We start from the raw sequence: 17,847 nt of genomic DNA, 5'->3' as shown, positions 1-17,847 counted from the left end.
GGTCGTTTCTTTCACACGGTCGAGGGCGCTTCGGCCTCGATCAGCGATACGGCCCAGAGCGCACAGAAGGCAAGGGCGATCGCCCCGTCGAGGACGGCAAGCGCGCCACCCTGACCCGCCACGCTTTCAACGGCCCCGCGCAGCAGCATCAGGGGCGACACCGCCAGTACGGTCCAGAACAGCGCCACCCGGGCCCGGGAAAAGCTGCCCTTGCCGCCAAAGGCGCGCGCGATCAGGTGCACGATGGCCGCAAGCAGATAGAACAGCAGCGGCCAGACAAACATCCAGCTGAAGAACGTGACCCCAACCAGCGCCTCGACCGGCGGCGCATCCGCCGACACGGCGTGAAACGACACCAGGGACGGCAGTTGCGACAGGAAGATGATCAGGCAGCCCAGAAACAGATAGGCCAGCGCCCGCGCCTCGGGGCGGTCGTCCCGCTCGGCCGCGGCCAGCAGTCGCCGCATCACCTTGCGGGGCGCGCGATAGCTGCGCAGGATCTCGGACGTAACTGCCACGGTTCAGCCCCGATGCCGCGACAGCCAGGACTCGAGCCGTTCGAGCAACGCCGCCGCAATCGCCGGATCGTCGATCTCGTCGATCGCCTCGGCGACGAAAGCGAGGATCAGCAGGTCGGTCGCCGGCCCTTCGGGCACCCCGCGCGAGCGAAGATAGAACAGCGCGTCCTCGTCGATCGCACCCGAGGTGCTGCCATGCGAACAGGCGACATCGTCGGCATAGATCTCAAGCTCTGGCTTGGCCAGGAACTGGCTGTCGCCGTCGAGCAGCAGCGCCTGGCTGATCTGATAGCCGTCAGTCTTCTGCGCTCCCTTTCGGACCAGGATCTTGCCCTGAAACACCCCGGTCGCGCCGTTGCGCAGCACCTTCTTGAACACCTGTCGGCTTTCGCAATTCAGTGCGTCATGGGTGATGAAGATCGTGTCGTCGTGATGAAACCCGGTCCGGTCCGAGCCATCGCCAAGGGCGGCACCGGCGACATGGGCCAGCGCGTCGTCGCCGGTAAACTCGATCACTACATCGTTGCGGGTGAGCGCCCCGTTGGCGGTCAGCGTGAACGACTTGAACGCGCTTTCACGGCCGAGCCGGGCAAAGATATGGGTCGCCGCACGCCGTTCGTGGGTCCGGCCCTGGGCGCGAATGTGGTGGAAGGCCGCGCCATCGGCCACCTCGACCTCGATCACCTGGGTCAGCCGCGCCGCCGCCGGCCCGTTTTCCAGCACCGTCAATTCGGCTCCGGGCTCCAGCCGGATCACGTGGTGGATCATCGCGTCGCTGTCGGGCGCGCTTTGCAGATAGGTCAGCTGGATCGGTCGCGCCGCCTTTCCGGTCACCCGGATCGCCAGCCCCTCGGTCGCGACCGCGGTGTTCAGCGCCGCAAGCGGCCGTTCGACCGGGTCCTGCCCGCGGGCCTCGAGCACGCCATAGACCTCGCGCGCCCAGTGGATATCGGCGGCCGCAGCATCGGCCAGGGTCTGAATCTCAACCCCATCGAGCGCCCGGGGATCGGAGGCGGCAACGTCGAGCACGCCATCGACAAAGGTCAGGTGCAGCCGGTCGAGATCGGCAAAGATCGTCTTCTCGTCGGGCCGATACAACGCCGCCGCGACAGGCTCGGGCTGAACCAGAGTGTCGGGGCGGGTGTATTTCCAGTATTCGTCACGCGCATTCGGCAGGCCCGTGGTGCGCAGCCGCGCCAGCGCCTGATTGCGCGCCTCGGTGATCCAGACCCCGCCCTCGGGCAGGCTTGTCGCCGCCAGCCGCGCCTCGGCCGCGTCGAGCTTGGGTTGCAGTCGGTTCTGCCGCCGGACCGCCATCTCAGGCTTCCTCCGCCAGAATGTCGGCATAGCCGTTGTTCTCGACCTCGAGCGCCAGTTCGGGGCCGCCGGTCTTTACGATCCGGCCAGAGGCCATGATGTGGACGACGTCGGGCCGGATATGGTCGAGCAGCCGCTGGTAGTGGGTGATGACCAGAAACGCCCGGCCCGCGTCGCGCAGCGCGTTGACGCCGTCGGCGACCAGCTTCATCGCATCGACATCGAGGCCGGAGTCGGTCTCGTCAAGAATGCACATCTTCGGCTCCAGCATCGCCATCTGCAGGATCTCGTTGCGCTTCTTCTCGCCGCCCGAAAAGCCGACGTTGACGGGACGCTTCAGCATCTCGGCGTCGATCTTCAGGGTCTTGGCCTTGGCGCGAACCTCCTTGAGGAACTCGGTCGAGGACATCTCGGCCTCGCCGCGGGCCTTGCGCTGCGCGTTCACCGCGGTGCGCAGGAAGGTCATGTTGCCGACCCCGGGGATCTCGACCGGATACTGGAACGCGAGGAACAGGCCCGCCGCGGCACGCGCCTCGGGCTCCATCTCGAGCAGGTCGATCCCGTCAAGCGTGGCGCTGCCATCGGTCACGACATAGCCGCCGCGCCCCGACAGGACATAGGACAGCGTCGACTTGCCCGATCCGTTCGGCCCCATGATCGCATGCACCTTGCCCGACTCAACCGACAGGTCCACTCCCTTCAGGATCTGCTTGTCTTCTTCTTCAAGTTTGACGTGCAGGTTCTTGATCTCAAGCATATCTATTTTCCTCGTGAAGAGCCGATGTCAGCCCTTGAAAACCAGCGCCGCGCCGGCCACGATCAGCGCAAATCCGGCGAGAATGTTCCAGCTCAGGCTTTCCCGCAGATAGAAGACGGAAAAACCGGTGAAGATGGTCAGGGCCAGGACTTCCTGGATCGTCTTGAGCTGTGCCGCCGAATAAACCGAATGCCCGATCCGGTTCGCCGGCACGGCGAGGCTGTATTCCATCAGCGCGATCGACCAGCTGATCAGCACCACCGACCACAGCGCCATGGACTTGAACTTCAGGTGCCAGTACCAGGCGAAGGTCATGAAGACGTTCGATGCCAGCAACAGCAGGATCGGCGCCACATATGGCCATGTCCCCGGCCGCAGGACAGCGTTCAGCATCTGTTTGCATCCACCCGGACACTGGACCCCATCTACCCCACTGAGCCTTCAAGCGAGATCGCAACCAACTGCTGCGCCTCCATGGCGAATTCCATCGGCAGCGCCTGCAACACGTCCTTGCAGAACCCGTTGACCACCAGCGCCACCGCCTCTTCCTCGTCCATGCCGCGGCTGCGGCAATAGAACAACTGGTCGTCATCGACCTTCGAGGTTGTGGCCTCGTGCTCGACCCGGCTGCTGTTGTTCTTGACCTCGATATAGGGAACCGTGTGCGCCCCGCAGTCGCCGCCGATCAGCAGGCTGTCGCACTGGGTGTAGTTGCGACAGTTCTGCGCCTTCGGATGCACCGAGACGAGGCCGCGATAGGTATTCTGCGCCTTGCCGGCGCTGATCCCCTTCGACACGATCCGGCTTTTCGAATTCTTGCCCAGATGCACCATCTTGGTGCCGGTGTCGGCCTGCTGATAGTTGTTGGTGATTGCGATCGAATAGAACTCGCCCTGGCTCTCCTCGCCGCGCAACAGGCACGAGGGGTATTTCCAGGTGATCGCCGATCCGGTCTCGACCTGGGTCCACATGACCTTCGACCGGGCACCGCGGCAGTCCGCACGCTTGGTGACGAAGTTATAGATCCCGCCCTTGCCGTCCTCGTCGCCGGGGTACCAGTTCTGGACCGTCGAGTATTTCACCTCGGCATCGTCGAGGATCACGATCTCGACCACCGCGGCGTGCAACTGGGCAATATCGCGCTTGGGCGCGGTGCAGCCTTCGAGATAGGACACATAGGCGCCCTTGTCGGCAATGATCAGGGTGCGCTCGAACTGGCCGGTATTCTCGGCATTGATCCGGAAATAGGTCGACAGCTCCATCGGGCAGCGCACGCCTTCGGGCACATAGACGAAGGAACCGTCGGAAAACACCGCCGAGTTCAGCGTCGCGAAGAAATTGTCTGACTGCGGCACAACCGATCCGAGGTACTTCCGGACCAGGTCGGGATGATCCTGAATGGCCTCCGAAATCGAACAGAAGATCACGCCCGCCTCGGCCAGTTCCTTCTTGAACGTGGTGCCGACCGAGACCGAGTCGAAGACCGCATCGACCGCGACCTTGCGCGCGGTGCCCGCCGTCGCCGCCAGATCGTCGATCCCGGACAGCCCTTCGGATTGCGCGCTCGCCGGGGCGCCGGTCTCGACGCCCGCCAGGATCAACTGTTCCTTCAACGGGATCCCGAGCTTGGCATAGGTCTCCAGAAGCTTCGGGTCGACATCGTCGAGCGACTTCGGCTTCTCGTGCATCGAGACCGGCTTCGCATAGTAATACTGGTCCTGATAGTCGATCTCGGGGATCTTCAGCATCGCCCATTCGGGCGATTCCATCTGCTGCCAGCGCCGGAACGCCTGCAGCCGCCATTCGGTCATCCAGTCGGGCTCGTTGTTGCGCGCCGAGATCAGCCGGACGATGTCCTCGTTGACGCCCTTGGGAGCGTACTCCATCTCGATCTCGGTTTCCCAACCGTACTTATAGGTGCCCATGGACTTGACGGTCTCGACCGTCTCGCGATCCACCCCGTCCCGAACGTCGCTGTCCTTGTCCAGTGCCGTCATCCTGTGATCCAATCCGTTGCGCCAGACCGCGGCGGCCCGACTGGCGGCTCAGGCCGCTTTCGCCTTGAACTTGCGGTACTGCGCCAACCAGGTTTCGGCAAAGCGCAGCACCTCGTCTTCTGTCGTCTCGGGGCCGATTGAAACCCGGATCGCGCTGCCCGCGACCCTGTCGTCATGCCCCATCGCCTTCAGTACCCGGCTGACGCGGACCTTGCCGCTCGAACAGGCAGATCCGGCCGAAATGGCAAAGCCTGCAAGATCCATCTGCATCACCTGGGTCTCGCCGCGCCACCCCGCCACCGCGATACACGAGGTGTTGGGGAGTCGGCGCTCCGAGTTCCCGACAAAAATAATCTCTTTTTCCGAAGTTGCCAGTGCTTTTTCTAGAATGCTTCTAAGTTTTTCCACCCGCTCCCAGACGCCATCGGCCAGATCCCGCTGTGCAGCGGTGGCAGCGGCGGCAAAACCGGCAATCCCGATCAGGTTTTCCGTGCCCGCGCGGCGCCCCATTTCCTGCCCGCCGCCGCGCAGCCGCGCCGTCAGGTTCCGTCCGCGCCGCAGCACCAATGCGCCCACCCCTTTCGGGCCGCCGACCTTGTGGGCCGAAACGAACCCCATCTCGCACCCGAGCCAGTTAAAGGCAAAGGGCACCTTGCCAAAGCCCTGGGTCAGATCGCTCACCGCGAGCCCCTTGGGCAGGTCCTGCACGACGCCGGTTTCGGAATTGGCCAGTTGCAGCGTCGCGCGGCCGGGGTCGGGCACGGCGACCCGGCCCGCGGCGTCGCAAGCCAGCCGTTCGACACACCAGGCGCCGACCGCATCATGCTCGACCCCGGAACAGCCCAGATCGCGCCCTTCCAGCGCCAGGGCTGCCGCCTCGGTTGCGCTCGACGTGAAGACGATGTCGGCGCCCTCGGCGCCAAGGGCTGCCGCAATCTCGCTCCGCGAGCGTTCCAGCAATGCCTTGGCCGCCCGTCCCTCGGCATGAACCGACGAGGGATTGCCGACCAGATCCATCGCTGCCGCCATTGCCGCCCGCGCCTCGGGCCGCAAGGGCGTCGTGGCGTTCCAGTCCAGATAGGCGCGACTCATCGGCCCCGTTCCCGCTCTTCTTCTTGGTTGAAATACCTCCGCCGGAGGCGTTCCGGGGCGTCCGCAGGGCGCCCCGCCTTCAGGCGGCGCACCGCCTCAGGCATCGCTCGGCTCGCGCTCCGGGACCTCGCCCGCCTCATCCACCACATGAAACAGCGAGGGCACCGCCGGGCATGGCGCCATGTCGTTCCGGGCCACGTCCGACAGCCGCGCCTGATGCAGGAAGACATAGACATGGGCCGACAGCCCTTCCCACAGCCGATTGGTCAACGACTGTGCCCGGCTGCCCGAAATTCCGCCCTTGGCACCCGCCCCGGTGTGCAGCGCGCTCACCGTCTCGTCGACCGCCGACAGAACCTCGGAAACCCGGATCTGCTCGGCCGGCCGCGCCAGCCGATAGCCACCGCCCGGGCCGCGCACCGACTCGACCAGACCCGACCGGCGCAGCTTCACAAACAGCTGTTCCAGATAGGGAAGCGAGATATCCTGGCGTTCGCTGATCTCCGACAGGGTCACAAGCTCCCCCTCCGCGACCAATGCCAGATCGATCAGCGCGACCATGGCATAGCGGCCCTTGGTACTCAGTTTCATCGCCTGCACTCCGACAAGGCCGTGACAAGGTTGACGCCGGGCGCCGGGACGCTTAACTGCCTCCTAGCCGGCCGCGAGGCGCCGAAAAAACAAAGATTAGAAACTTTCTAGATTGCCTGACGGAAAGCGTCAACAGCGCCAGCGCCGCAGGCCCAAGACAGGAAAGAGGCAGGCATGCCCGAGGTCATATTCCCCGGCCCCGAAGGACGGCTGGAAGGCCGCTACCATTCGCAGAAGGAACGGGACGCCCCGATCGCCATCATCCTGCATCCGCATCCGCAATTCGGCGGAACGATGAACAACAAGGTGGTCTACAACCTCCATTATACCTTCCACAAGATGGGCTTCACGGTGCTGCGGTTCAATTTCCGCGGCGTCGGGCGCAGCCAGGGCGAATACGATCAGGGCATCGGCGAATTGTCGGATGCGGCGTCGGCGCTCGACTACCTGCAGTCGATGAACCAGAACAGCAAGCATTGCTGGGTCGCGGGCTTCTCCTTCGGCGCCTGGATCGGCATGCAGCTGCTGATGCGGCGCCCCGAGATCACCGGGTTCATCTCGGTCTCGCCGCCGGCCAACATGTACGACTTCTCGTTCCTCGCCCCCTGCCCGGCCTCGGGTCTGGTGATCAACGGCACCGCCGATCGCGTGGCACCGCCGCGCGACACCCAGGCCCTGGTCGCCAAGCTGCACGAACAGCGCGGCATCACCATCACGCACGAGGAGATGGAGGGCGCCGGGCATTTCTTCGAGGATCCCTACATGCAGCCGATGCTGGCCTCCGTCGACAGCTATGTGCGCCGCCGGCTGACCGAAACCAGCCGCTGACGTCATGCAACTCCCGGCAAGCACATGCCCCGACGACGGGGCCGAGACGCGTCTCTCGGCCCAGATCGCCTTTCTGCAGGAAATCGACCGGCTCAAGACCATTCTGCGCGCCTCGCCCATCGGCGACGCCTCGCGCCCCGAGAACTCGGCCGAGCATTCCTGGCACATTGCCATGTATGCACTGGTTCTGGTCGATCAGGCCGGCCCCGGCGTGCGGATCGACCGGGTGCTGCAAATGTTGATGTTGCACGACATCGTCGAAATCGATGCCGGCGACATGCCGATCCACGCCGTTTTCGACCCGGCCGAGCAAGAGGCCAAGGAACAGGCCGCCGCGACCCGCATCTTCGGGCTTCTGCCCGCCGATCAGGCCGTGGCCTTCCGGGCGCTCTGGGACGAATTCGAAGCAGCCGAAACCCCTGACGCGGTGTTTGCCAAATCGATCGATCGGGTTCAGCCGCTGTTGCAGAACCTCGCCTCGGGCGGCGGCAGCTGGCTCGACTATGACGTCACGCTGGATCAGATCGACAGCCGGGTCGGCGCCAAGGTCGAACGCGGCGCACCCGCGCTCTGGACCCATGTCCGGGCCCTCGTTGCGCCGTTCTTTTCCCGCTAAACTCGTTGTGGCCTGTGTCGCTGGCGTCGCTGCCTGTCATCGCCGCGCCGGCGCCACCCTGACAAAACGCCCGCCTCCCTGAATCAAACATCCCGGGCAGTATCAGTGCCCGGGATGCCTACTCATAAAATCGGATATCGAACCATACCACTCGCTCGCACCCAGTACCTCATAACGAAGGTACGCATCTCTGCGTGCGACAGACATTAGCTCTCGTGAATGAGTTTGCAATACTTAGCTGCAAATATCCGAAGATTTTCCTGTCTCCGACCGTATTTCATGCATGAATCGCGCGAAAAACCGGGACAATCCTGCTTTTTGTGAAATGCCCGTGTCGCGTGGTCTTGCGCTGCGGCACCAGGGTGAGTCGGGACGCTGCAGTCTACAATCCAAGCGGCCCACGTTCCTGCCAGATGCCAAGCGACCGCGTCGCTGCGGCAAAGCGGTATACCTTCGCATACCATCTTCTCGGAGCCAGTGCTTTGGGCTAAGACGCATTCAGCCCGATTCACCCGTATTCTGAGAGGACGGAAGCCATGACCAAGATCAAGGTCGAGAACCCGATTGTCGAGCTCGACGGCGACGAGATGACCCGCATCATCTGGGACTTCATCAAGAAGAAGCTGATCCTGCCCTATCTGGACGTCGACCTCCTGTACTACGACCTTGGGATCGAGGAACGGGACCGTACCGAGGACAAGATCACCGTCGATGCCGCCGAAAAGATCAAGGAAGTCGGTGTCGGCGTGAAATGCGCCACCATTACCCCCGATGAACAGCGGGTCGAGGAATTCGGCCTGAAGAAGATGTGGAAGTCGCCCAACGGCACGATCCGCAACATCCTCGGCGGCGTGATCTTCCGCGAGCCGATCATCTGCCGCAACGTGCCGCGGCTGGTGCCGGGCTGGACGCGGCCCGTCGTGGTCGGCCGCCACGCCTTTGGCGATCAGTACAAGGCGACCGACTTCCGCTTCCCCGGCAAGGGCACGCTTTCGATCAAGTTCGTCGGCGACGATGGCGAGGTGATCGAGCACGAGGTCTATCGCAGCCCCGGCGCCGGCGTCGCCCAGGCCCAGTACAACCTCGACGACTCGATCCGCGACTTTGCCCGCGCCTCGATGAACTACGCCCTGCACCGGGGCTGGCCGCTGTATCTGTCGACCAAGAACACAATCCTCAAGGCCTATGACGGCCGCTTCAAGGACATCTTCCAGGAGGTCTATGAGGCCGAGTTCGAAGATCAGTTCAAGAAGCTCGGGATCCATTACGAACACCGCCTGATCGACGATATGGTCGCCTGCTGCATGAAGTGGAACGGTGGATTCGTCTGGGCCTGCAAGAACTATGACGGCGACGTGCAATCCGACACCGTGGCCCAGGGCTTCGGCTCGCTCGGGCTCATGACCTCGGTGCTGATGACGCCGGACGGCAAGATCGTCGAGGCCGAGGCCGCCCACGGCACCGTGACCCGCCACTATCGCCAGCATCAGGCCGGTCACCAGACATCGACCAACTCGATTGCCTCGATCTTTGCCTGGACCGGCGGTCTGAAGCATCGCGCCAAGCTCGACGAGAACATCGCGCTGATGTCCTTTGCCACGACCCTCGAGAAGGTCATTGTCGAGACCGTGGAAAGCGGCTTCATGACCAAGGATCTGGCGCTGCTGGTCGGTCCCGATCAGGGCTGGCTGACCACGATGGGATTCCTCGAGAAGATCGACGAAAATCTCAACCACGCGCTGATGGGCTGATACCCGGTGGGCCACGGCGAAAGCGCGTGGCCCGCCCTTTCGGGATGAGTCTGGCGTCGCGGGCGTCGAGGGTGCGCAAAACACCAATGGCCCCGGCCCGCGGCAGCGCGTGACCATGGCCGTGGCGGCGATCCGCTCGATTCGGGATAGCTCCCCCGTGTCAGGCTTGGCTCACGGCCCAGGCAGCCTGGTCCTTCAATCGACCAACGGCCCTGCGCATCCCGTGCACCGCCCTGCCAAGCAAACGCGATCTCACCAAAAAAAACAGGGCGCCAAGGCGCCCTGTTCGAAACTGTCTGCGCGGGTGCCCGAAAGCACCGCCGCGTGTGAACTCAGGCCAGAGCCAGGTTCGAAGCAGATTCGCGACCGTCACGGCCGGCTTCGATGTCGAAGGTCACAGCTTGGCCATCGGCCAGCGTGGTCAGACCAGCGCGCTCGACTGCCGAGATGTGAACGAACACGTCGCGCTTGCCGCCTTCGGGCTCAATGAAGCCGAAACCCTTGGTTGCGTTGAACCATTTTACTTTGCCATTCGCCATTGGAATGTTCCTTCAGTCTAGATTGTCGCCCACGACATGCGGCGACCCGGCAGCCCAACGTCGAATGCTGGCCGGTAAGGAACAGGTTCGCGATATTCAGAGTGCCGGTTCCTTATCGGGTATTTGGGAACGGTTGGCAAGCAAATTGCGTATGCCCCCGGCGAATTATCGCCGCTGCAAGAGATCACGAAAGTGCTTTCAGACAAGCGAAGGCCACTGAACGGGGCCGACGGGCGGATTGAGTGTGTCCTGCGCCAAGAAGGCACCCGCAATTCGTTGCGGTCAAGGAACTTCGCAGCGCCCGGCCGTCGCGCCGATCCCGCGCCGGTCGCCCTTCGATCAGGGCCGCCCAGGTCATCGCCTGTCCGCCGACAGATTCGTCCGCCCGCAAACCCTGGCTCACGCACGCCCGAGCTTGGCCAGACGGGCCGTCCGCAGCCGGGCGAAATCGTCGCCTGCGTGATAGGAAGAGCGGGTCAGCGGCGTGGCCGAAACCGTCAGGAAGCCCTTGCCATAGGCCGCTTTCTCATAGGACTTGAACTCCTCGGGCGTCACGAAGCGCTCTACCGCGTGATGCTTGGGCGTTGGCTGCAGGTATTGCCCGATGGTCAGGAAATCCACCCCGGCCGAGCGCATGTCGTCCATCACCTGCAGAACGCCCTGGCGTTCTTCGCCAAGGCCCACCATGATTCCCGATTTGGTGAACATGGCCGGGTCGATCTCTTTCACCCGCTGCAACAGCCGCAGCGAGTGGAAATACCGCGCGCCCGGACGCACCGTGGGATAAAGCCCCGGCACGGTTTCGAGGTTGTGGTTGAAGACGTCCGGTTTGGCCGCGACCACGACCTCCAGCACCTCGGGGGCACATTTCAGGAAATCGGGCGTCAGGATCTCGATCGTCGAGTCGGGCGAGCGATGCCGAATCGCGCGGATCGTCTGGGCGAAATGCTCGGCCCCGCCGTCCTCAAGATCGTCGCGGTCGACCGATGTGATGACCACGTGTTTCAGGCCTAGCTTCTCGACCGCATGAGCGACCCGGCCGGGTTCGAACGCGTCAAGCACGTTTGGCCGGCCCGTCGCCACGTTGCAGAAGGTGCAGCCACGGGTGCAGATCTCGCCCATGATCATCATGGTGGCGTGACCCTGGCTCCAGCATTCGCCGACGTTCGGGCAACCGGCCTCTTCGCAGACCGTCGACATCCCGTGTTCGCGCATGATCTTGAACGTGTCGTTGTACCCCTTCCCGCCCGGCGCCCGGACACGGATCCAGTCCGGCTTCTTCGGCTGGGCATTGTCGGGACGATGGGCTTTTTCCGGGTGGCGTTGGTCGGGGATCTTCAGGTCGCGCATGTCACACCTCGCGTTTCCTCCTAGATACAGGTGCCGACGGGCAAAACCAATCCATCAATCTGTCCTGCAAGCCCGCCATGCAGCAGGTCGGATCCGGCGCCCGGTCAGCATCTGCTCAATTTCTGATCGCATCCTGCACGCGGCGCCGAATAACGCACCAAAACAGACGGATATTTGCTCCTGCGGCATCGCTGCCGCAGAATCGCGTTGTCTTTTAGAACCATTCCAATTATCTCGGCTTCGAGCCGGCGCTCGCCGGACCGAAATGCAACTCGAGGCAATATCACATGAAAGTCGGCTACAAGCTTCCCGAAATCACCTTCCACACCCGCGTCCGTGACGAAACCATCGGCGGCCCGAACCCGTTTCGCTGGCTGGATGTGACCACCGCGGACTACTTCGCCGGCAAGCGCGCGATCCTGTTCTCGCTGCCCGGCGCCTTCACGCCGACCTGCTCGACCTATCAGCTTCCGGGATTCGAGAACGGCTTTGCCGACTTCGCCGAGCACGGCATCGACGCGATCTATTGCATGTCGGTCAACGACAGCTTCGTGATGAACAAATGGGCCGAGGCCCAGGGCCTGAAGAACGTCACGGTGATCCCCGACGGTTCGGGCGAGTTCACCCGCCGCATGGGCATGCTGGTGCGCAAGGACAACCTCGGCTTCGGCCTGCGGTCCTGGCGCTATGCTGCCGTGGTCAAGGACGGCGAGATCGAAGCCTGGTTCGAAGAGCCGGGCCTGTGCGACAACCACGGCGAAGATCCCTATGGCGTTTCCTCGCCCGAGAACGTGCTGTCCTGGCTCAAGGATGCGGCCAAGGGTGCTGCGGCCTGATCGGCCGAACCCTGTCTTTGAGGCACTCGAACCCGGCGGATCCCGCCGGGTTTTTCTTTGGCCGCTGCCATCGCCGCCTGCGTCCGGTCCGTGATCGAACCGCCCCCTCCCGGCGGGTGTCACGAGACCAAAGTCGAATGTCGCGGCCGCCTCCGATTGCGTAACCTGCCTTCAGGAGAAGGAAACGCAAGCCCTCGGACGAGCATGGCGCACCAAGCGCCGGCGCTGATCCGCCGCCGCGGCCTCGATCTGCGCGCGTCCCTTGGCGGCTGCGACAATTGCCTGACCTGAAACTGTTCCGGCCGAGTTTCGGCCAATCCGGGAGGAAACCAATGAACGAGATGACCCAAACCACGGCAGCAGGCTTCGCCTCGCCGTTCAAGGCGCGCTATGACAACTATATCGGCGGCAAGTTCGTCGCCCCTGTGAACGGGCGTTATTTCGATAACATCACCCCGATCACCGGCGAGGTCGTCTGCGAGGTCGCCCGTTCGGATGCCGCCGACGTGGAGGCAGCACTCGACGCCGCCCATGCCGCCCGCGAGGCTTGGGGCCACACCTCGGCGGCCGAGCGTGCCATGACGCTGCTGAAGATCGCCGACGTGATCGAACAGAACCTCGAGTTGATCGCCACCGCCGAGACCTGGGACAACGGCAAGCCGATCCGCGAGACGATGGCCGCGGACATCCCGCTGTCGGTCGACCACTTCCGCTATTTCGCCGGTGTGCTGCGCGGCCAGGAAGGCACGATGTCGGAAATCGACGCCGACACGGTCGCCTATCACTATCACGAGCCGCTGGGCGTGGTGGGCCAGATCATTCCCTGGAACTTCTCGGTGCTGATGGCAGCCTGGAAGCTCGCCCCCGCACTTGCCGCCGGCAACTGCATCGTGCTGAAGCCGGCCGAACAGACCCCGGCCGCGATCCTCGTGCTGGCCGAACTGATCGGCCACTTGCTGCCGCCCGGCGTGCTGAACATCGTCAACGGCTATGGCGCCGAGGTCGGTGCGCCGCTGGCGAAGTCCCCGCGCATCGCCAAGATCGCCTTCACCGGCTCGACCTCGACCGGTCGGATGATCATGCAATACGCCACCGAGAACCTGATCCCTGTGACGCTCGAACTGGGTGGAAAATCGCCCAACATCTTCTTCTCGGACGTGATGCGCGAGGACGACGCCTTCCTCGACAAGGCGATCGAGGGCTTTGTGCTGTTCGCCTTCAACCAGGGCGAAGTCTGCACCTGCCCGTCGCGCGCGCTGATCCAGGAAGACATCTACGAGGCGTTCATCGAACGCGCCATCGCCCGGGTCAAGGCGATCAAGCAGGGCGACCCGCGGCTGATGGAAACAATGGTCGGCGCCCAGGCCAGCCAGGAGCAGCAGGACAAGATCCTGTCCTATCTGCAGATCGGCCGTGACGAGGGTGCCGAGGTGCTGACAGGGGGTGGTGCGGCCGAATTCGACGGCGATCTGTCGAAGGGCTTCTACATCCAGCCGACGATCCTGAAGGGCCACAACAAGATGCGGGTCTTCCAGGAAGAGATCTTCGGCCCGGTCGTGTCGGTCACAACCTTCAAGGACGAAGACGAGGCGCTGCATATCGCGAATGACACGATGTACGGCCTTGGCGCCGGCGTCTGGTCGCGCGACATGAACACCTGCTATCGCTTTGGCCGCCACATCCAGGCAGGCCGGGTCTGGGTCAACAACTATCACGCCTATCCTGCCCATGCTGCCTTCGGCGGCTACAAGCAGTCGGGTATCGGGCGCGAGAATCACAAGATGATGCTCGATAGCTATCAGCAAACCAAGAACATGCTGGTCAGCTACAACCCCAACAAGCTCGGCTTCTTCTGATCCGAAGCCGGGATCGCGCAGGGTCCTCACGATGACCTTGTGACAAGGCTGACGGGTTCGCCCCCCTCCCCGGTCGCCCGTCAGCCGCCTCGTCTCACTCGCGGAGCGCCGACGGTCATTTCCGACCAACAGTGCGCAGACGAAAGGGCGTCACCGACAGGTGGCGCCCTCAGCACTTCGCGGTTGTCCCCGGCAGGCCTGCGCTGTCCCGGACCAGTGCCGGCCGATCCCTCTGCAAGACGGTCCCGCCCGGTCGTCCCGTGGGTCCGCGCCCTGCCGCCGCCTTCCTGCTGGCGCGACCTTGCACAACGGCCGGTGCGCCACCGTCGCCATGCAAGCGCCTCACCGGATGTAACAGGGGCGCCCCTTTCCGGGCGCCCCTCACTGCCGGGCCTGCCTGTATTGGCCTTCTCGTTGACCCTTTTATCCGATCATCCCGCGTCCGGGGCCGTATTCCTCTTCATAGTGGCGCACGAGCCGCGTCAGGGCGATGCGCAGCACGATCTTGCCGGACCGGGCCGACCAGCCCATCCGCCGTTCGGTCGCCTCGAGCCCCTCGAGAAAGCAGCAGCAGCGCAGCACCATGTCGCCGAGCCCGGGTCCAAGTTCGTGCAGCGCCCGCGCCACCCGGTCGCGCGCCACCTCGGGCCCGCTCGGCCGGTCGCCGGCGCCAAACCCGCCCCGGCCGCCGCCGGTCAGGAAGCGTTCCCAGTTCTGCGCCACCCGCGGCCCCATCTGGGCCAGTTCGAAATCCTCGCGCAGGCGCTCGGCCGCGGCAACCTGATCGGCCGTCAGAAACGCCGTGCCGTCCTTTTCGCGCCGCCGTGCCAGCGTCATCACCGGGCTTTCGGCGGTGTTGTAGCGCACCCGCCGGGGTCGCTGGTCGTCGTCGATCACGACCTTTTCGCCCCAGTCGCGATGCTGGTCGCCAAAGGGCGCGGCGGCTTCGGCAAAGCCGGCCTCGGTGCCGCGATCCTCGGACAGCAACCGCTTGAGCGCCGAGCGCCCGGTCGCAGTGATCGTATAGCTCGCCACCCGACCTGCGGTGCGGCAGGCAATCCACTCCTTCAGCGCAAAGGCCTGCGCGACGGCACGGTCCACGACCGCAATCCGCGTCGTGGTGCCGTCGGGCATGTTGCGCAGCACCGCCGCCTTGTCCATCTCGCCGGCGACAGCCAGCACAGCGCCCGTTTCCGACAGCCGGCGCAGGATCCGCCGCGCCTCACGGATGACGGTCTGTTCGTCGCAGACGGTGGAATTGGACATCAGGCGGGGCGCAAAATGGGAACTCATCGGATCGGCATCCTCGTTGCAAGACATCTGGGGGTCGCCGGTTCCGAAATGTTTCGCGCCGATCAAGGCAAGCGCCTCGTCGACCAGAGGGTCGTCGCGGCGCTGTTCGAATCGCCGGACCCGCCGCAGGATTGTCGAGGCATGGCAGCCCTCTGCCCGGGCAACCTCGCGGATCGACATGCCAAGCTCGGTATGCCGTAGATAGTCCATCGCCGCTTCCGGAACCCAGCTGGGCAGTTCGTCCTGTCCTGCCTTTGTCCGATACACAGCCATGTCTGTCCCGCCCTCTCCCTCAAGCGAAGTCATTGCACGCGAAACAATTCCTAGGGTTGAATTGGTTACGCGTTCGTTAACTTCGGAACCTGTCGCCATATTTCTTTAAAATTCGCAAACATTTCTGAGCGTTGCGTGCGCTGATCGCTGCGTTGACGCAACGCCGCCGGATTTGTGCCACGTTTTGGTCACAATCTGGAGACCTGAAATGACCGACTTTCTGCAGACTCTGACCAATCTTCGCCGCCCGCGGCTTTTGATCCGCGCCGCCCGCTACGGACTGTCCGATTACAACCGCCGGCGCGACCTGAAGCGGATCACCCTCGGCACCGAGCTGCCAGCGCCAGAGAAGGCGCTGCGCCAACTGCTCGACCTCGAGGCCGATCTGGAGATCTGCCGGCGCGAGGGGCTTGCGACCTATTCGGTCGTCCGTCACGTCGACATCCTGATCGCCCTGATGGCCGAGGCCCGGCTGATCCTGCGCAGACCCGCCACGGCCTGAGGCGCGGCCTCCGGGGGGCGGCGGCCCCTGCTGCCGCGCCGCTGCCCCGAACCGGACGATTTCCCTCCATTCCCTGACCGGCCCCGCCTGCCGCCCTCTTGCGCAGGCCGCGCGGGCGCCCTAGTCAGACGCCATGACCAGCCCCATCGCGACGCCCGGCCACGACCGGCTTTTGATCATCGACTTCGGCTCCCAGGTGACGCAGCTGATTGCACGGCGTCTGCGCGAGCTGAACGTCTATTGCGAAATCCACCCCTATCAGACCGTCGACGAGGCCTTCCTGAAAGAGATGGCCCCGAAGGCCGTAGTCCTTTCGGGCGGTCCCGACAGTGTGACCCGAGAGGGCAGCCCGCGCGCGCCGCAGGCATTGTTCGAGATGGGCCTTCCCGTGCTCGGGATCTGTTATGGCCAGCAGGTGATGATGCACCAGCTTGGCGGCAAGGTCGAAAGCGGGCACGGCACTGCCGAATTCGGCCGCGCCTATGTGACCCCGACCGAGGCCCGGCTCGACATCCTCAAGGGCTGGTTCAATGAGGGCCGCGAACAGGTCTGGATGAGCCACGGCGACCACGTTTCGGTCATCGCCCCCGGCTTTGAGGTTTTCGGAACCTCGCCCAACGCGCCCTTTGCCATTACCGCCGACCCGGCGCGCCATTTCTATGCCGTGCAGTTCCACCCCGAAGTGCACCACACCCCGAACGGCGCGAAGATCTACGAGAACTTCGTCCGGCTTGCGGGCTTCACCGGCGACTGGACCATGGGCGCCTATCGCGAAGAGGCCATCGCAAAGATCCAGGCCCAGGTCGGCGATGCCAAGGTGATCTGCGCGCTTTCGGGCGGGGTCGACAGCTCGGTCGCGGCGGCGCTGATCCACGAGGCCGTGGGCGATCAGCTCACTTGCGTGTTCGTCGATCACGGTCTGCTGCGGCTGAACGAGGCCGAAGAGGTCGTGGGGATGTTCCGCGACCACATGAACCTGCATGTCATTCACGCCGAAGAGCAGGAACTGTTCCTCGGCGCGCTCGACGGTGTCTCGGACCCCGAGACCAAGCGCAAGATCATCGGCAAGCTCTTCATCGACGTGTTCCAGAAATATGCCGACCAGATCGAGGGCGCGCGGTTCCTGGCGCAGGGAACGCTCTATCCCGACGTGATCGAATCCGTCAGCTTCTCGGGCGGTCCCTCGGTCACCATCAAGTCGCACCACAATGTGGGCGGCCTGCCCGAGAAGATGGGCCTGAAGCTGATCGAGCCGCTGCGCGAGCTTTTCAAGGACGAGGTCCGCGCGCTTGGCCGCGAACTTGGCCTGCCCGCTAGCTTTATCGGCCGCCACCCATTCCCCGGCCCCGGCCTTGCCATTCGCTGTCCGGGCGAGATCACCCGCGAAAAGCTCGCGATCCTGCGCGAGGCCGATGCCGTCTATATCGACCAGATCCGCAAGCATGGGCTTTACGACGAGATCTGGCAGGCCTTTGTCGCCCTGCTTCCCGTGCGCACCGTCGGCGTGATGGGCGACGGGCGGACCTATGACTATGCCTGCGCGCTGCGCGCGGTGACCAGCGTCGATGGCATGACCGCCGATTACTATCCCTTTGACCACACATTCCTTGGTGAGACCGCGACCCGGATCATCAACGAGGTGCAAGGGATCAACCGGGTGACCTATGACATCACCTCGAAACCGCCGGGAACCATCGAGTGGGAATGATTTTGGGCTATCCCAGGCTGTCC

At 64.0% G+C, this 17,847-nt stretch carries 17 protein-coding genes; 7 read left to right on the top strand and 10 right to left on the bottom strand.

Annotated features, from left to right (window positions below):
• Window positions 1-11: 11 nt before the first annotated feature.
• The 7 genes from DQG17_RS04705 to DQG17_RS04675 all read right to left on the bottom strand — a co-directional run bounded on the left by DQG17_RS04705 (window position 12) and on the right by DQG17_RS04675 (window position 6,272).
• The gene (locus DQG17_RS04705) at window positions 12-518 is read right to left on the bottom strand and encodes a YIP1 family protein (protein ID WP_116131597.1); all 507 of its coding nucleotides are present in this window, start codon (window positions 516-518) and stop codon (window positions 12-14) included.
• A gap of 3 nt (window positions 519-521) precedes the next feature.
• A complete protein-coding gene (locus DQG17_RS04700; RefSeq protein ID WP_116131596.1) occupies window positions 522-1,835 on the bottom strand; it encodes a SufD family Fe-S cluster assembly protein in 1,314 nt (437 codons plus the stop codon).
• Between the two features lies 1 nt (window position 1,836).
• Complete coding sequence (sufC, locus tag DQG17_RS04695) at window positions 1,837-2,592, bottom strand: Fe-S cluster assembly ATPase SufC (protein ID WP_116131595.1); 756 nt, start codon at window positions 2,590-2,592, stop codon at window positions 1,837-1,839.
• A 27-nt stretch (window positions 2,593-2,619) separates the two neighbouring features.
• Entirely contained in the window at window positions 2,620-2,985 is a 366-nt protein-coding gene (locus DQG17_RS04690; protein WP_116131594.1) for a DMT family protein, read from the bottom strand.
• Between the two features lie 32 nt (window positions 2,986-3,017).
• On the bottom strand, window positions 3,018-4,589 hold the full coding sequence (sufB, locus tag DQG17_RS04685) for a Fe-S cluster assembly protein SufB (RefSeq protein WP_116131593.1): 1,572 nt from the start codon (window positions 4,587-4,589) through the stop codon (window positions 3,018-3,020).
• A 48-nt stretch (window positions 4,590-4,637) separates the two neighbouring features.
• Window positions 4,638-5,681, bottom strand: coding sequence for a cysteine desulfurase family protein (locus DQG17_RS04680; RefSeq protein ID WP_116131592.1), 1,044 nt, complete (start codon window positions 5,679-5,681; stop codon window positions 4,638-4,640).
• Window positions 5,682-5,777: 96 nt separating this feature from the next.
• The gene (locus DQG17_RS04675) at window positions 5,778-6,272 is read right to left on the bottom strand and encodes an Rrf2 family transcriptional regulator (RefSeq protein WP_116131591.1); all 495 of its coding nucleotides are present in this window, start codon (window positions 6,270-6,272) and stop codon (window positions 5,778-5,780) included.
• A gap of 174 nt (window positions 6,273-6,446) precedes the next feature.
• Here DQG17_RS04675 and DQG17_RS04670 point away from each other — a divergent pair, with 174 nt between their 5' ends.
• The 3 genes from DQG17_RS04670 (at window position 6,447) to DQG17_RS04660 (ending at window position 9,467) form a co-directional block, all read left to right on the top strand.
• Complete coding sequence (locus DQG17_RS04670; protein ID WP_116131590.1) at window positions 6,447-7,100, top strand: alpha/beta hydrolase; 654 nt, start codon at window positions 6,447-6,449, stop codon at window positions 7,098-7,100.
• A gap of 4 nt (window positions 7,101-7,104) precedes the next feature.
• A complete protein-coding gene (locus DQG17_RS04665) occupies window positions 7,105-7,716 on the top strand; it encodes an HD family hydrolase (protein ID WP_116131589.1) in 612 nt (203 codons plus the stop codon).
• Window positions 7,717-8,252: 536 nt separating this feature from the next.
• Window positions 8,253-9,467: an NADP-dependent isocitrate dehydrogenase gene (locus DQG17_RS04660; protein WP_116131588.1), complete on the top strand. Its 1,215-nt coding sequence runs from the start codon at window positions 8,253-8,255 to the stop codon at window positions 9,465-9,467.
• A 332-nt stretch (window positions 9,468-9,799) separates the two neighbouring features.
• Here DQG17_RS04660 and DQG17_RS04655 read toward each other — a convergent pair whose 3' ends face one another.
• Window positions 9,800-10,006 (bottom strand): cold-shock protein, encoded by a 207-nt coding sequence (locus DQG17_RS04655; protein WP_116131587.1) that lies wholly within the window; start codon window positions 10,004-10,006, stop codon window positions 9,800-9,802.
• Window positions 10,007-10,405: 399 nt separating this feature from the next.
• Window positions 10,406-11,356, bottom strand: coding sequence for a lipoyl synthase (lipA, locus tag DQG17_RS04650; protein ID WP_116131586.1), 951 nt, complete (start codon window positions 11,354-11,356; stop codon window positions 10,406-10,408).
• Window positions 11,357-11,643: 287 nt separating this feature from the next.
• Between lipA and DQG17_RS04645 the strand changes: the two genes are divergently transcribed.
• The gene (locus DQG17_RS04645; RefSeq protein WP_116131585.1) at window positions 11,644-12,192 is read left to right on the top strand and encodes a peroxiredoxin; all 549 of its coding nucleotides are present in this window, start codon (window positions 11,644-11,646) and stop codon (window positions 12,190-12,192) included.
• 332 nt (window positions 12,193-12,524) lie between these two features.
• Window positions 12,525-14,048, top strand: a complete 1,524-nt coding sequence (gene adh, locus DQG17_RS04640) for an aldehyde dehydrogenase (RefSeq protein ID WP_116131584.1) — start codon at window positions 12,525-12,527, stop codon at window positions 14,046-14,048.
• A 423-nt stretch (window positions 14,049-14,471) separates the two neighbouring features.
• Here the strand turns inward: adh and DQG17_RS04635 are convergent, their stop codons facing one another.
• Window positions 14,472-15,551, bottom strand: a complete 1,080-nt coding sequence (locus tag DQG17_RS04635; RefSeq protein WP_232829325.1) for a DUF6456 domain-containing protein — start codon at window positions 15,549-15,551, stop codon at window positions 14,472-14,474.
• 271 nt (window positions 15,552-15,822) lie between these two features.
• On the opposite strand from DQG17_RS04635, the gene DQG17_RS04630 reads away from it, so the two are divergent.
• Both DQG17_RS04630 and guaA read left to right on the top strand, forming a co-directional pair.
• Window positions 15,823-16,116 carry a DUF6477 family protein gene (locus DQG17_RS04630; protein ID WP_116131582.1) on the top strand — a complete coding sequence of 98 codons (294 nt, stop codon included), beginning with the start codon at window positions 15,823-15,825 and terminating at the stop codon, window positions 16,114-16,116.
• A gap of 133 nt (window positions 16,117-16,249) precedes the next feature.
• Entirely contained in the window at window positions 16,250-17,824 is a 1,575-nt protein-coding gene (gene guaA / locus DQG17_RS04625) for a glutamine-hydrolyzing GMP synthase (RefSeq protein WP_116131581.1), read from the top strand.
• The last annotated feature ends 23 nt before the right edge of the window (window positions 17,825-17,847 follow it).

Origin of the sequence: Tropicimonas sp. IMCC34043 (genome assembly GCF_003390845.1) — a bacterium.
GTDB lineage: Bacteria > Pseudomonadota > Alphaproteobacteria > Rhodobacterales > Rhodobacteraceae > Tropicimonas.
This window is presented reverse-complemented; position numbering and strand designations above follow the sequence as displayed.

Excerpts from the sequence above, each read along its gene's own strand:
- DQG17_RS04630 (WP_116131582.1), top strand. The coding sequence starts at position 15,823 with ATGACCGACTTTCTGCAGACTCTGACCAATCTTCGCCGCCCGCGGCTT.
- sufC (WP_116131595.1), bottom strand. The coding sequence starts at position 2,592 with ATGCTTGAGATCAAGAACCTGCACGTCAAACTTGAAGAAGAAGACAAG.
- DQG17_RS04645 (WP_116131585.1), top strand. The coding sequence starts at position 11,644 with ATGAAAGTCGGCTACAAGCTTCCCGAAATCACCTTCCACACCCGCGTC.
- DQG17_RS04635 (WP_232829325.1), bottom strand. The coding sequence starts at position 15,551 with ATGGACTATCTACGGCATACCGAGCTTGGCATGTCGATCCGCGAGGTT.
- guaA (WP_116131581.1), top strand. The coding sequence starts at position 16,250 with ATGACCAGCCCCATCGCGACGCCCGGCCACGACCGGCTTTTGATCATC.
- DQG17_RS04665 (WP_116131589.1), top strand. The coding sequence starts at position 7,105 with ATGCAACTCCCGGCAAGCACATGCCCCGACGACGGGGCCGAGACGCGT.
- DQG17_RS04660 (WP_116131588.1), top strand. The coding sequence starts at position 8,253 with ATGACCAAGATCAAGGTCGAGAACCCGATTGTCGAGCTCGACGGCGAC.
- lipA (WP_116131586.1), bottom strand. The coding sequence starts at position 11,356 with ATGCGCGACCTGAAGATCCCCGACCAACGCCACCCGGAAAAAGCCCAT.
- DQG17_RS04670 (WP_116131590.1), top strand. The coding sequence starts at position 6,447 with ATGCCCGAGGTCATATTCCCCGGCCCCGAAGGACGGCTGGAAGGCCGC.
- DQG17_RS04700 (WP_116131596.1), bottom strand. The coding sequence starts at position 1,835 with ATGGCGGTCCGGCGGCAGAACCGACTGCAACCCAAGCTCGACGCGGCC.
- DQG17_RS04680 (WP_116131592.1), bottom strand. The coding sequence starts at position 5,681 with ATGAGTCGCGCCTATCTGGACTGGAACGCCACGACGCCCTTGCGGCCC.
- adh (WP_116131584.1), top strand. The coding sequence starts at position 12,525 with ATGAACGAGATGACCCAAACCACGGCAGCAGGCTTCGCCTCGCCGTTC.
- DQG17_RS04690 (WP_116131594.1), bottom strand. The coding sequence starts at position 2,985 with ATGCTGAACGCTGTCCTGCGGCCGGGGACATGGCCATATGTGGCGCCG.
- sufB (WP_116131593.1), bottom strand. The coding sequence starts at position 4,589 with ATGACGGCACTGGACAAGGACAGCGACGTTCGGGACGGGGTGGATCGC.
- DQG17_RS04655 (WP_116131587.1), bottom strand. The coding sequence starts at position 10,006 with ATGGCGAATGGCAAAGTAAAATGGTTCAACGCAACCAAGGGTTTCGGC.
- DQG17_RS04675 (WP_116131591.1), bottom strand. The coding sequence starts at position 6,272 with ATGAAACTGAGTACCAAGGGCCGCTATGCCATGGTCGCGCTGATCGAT.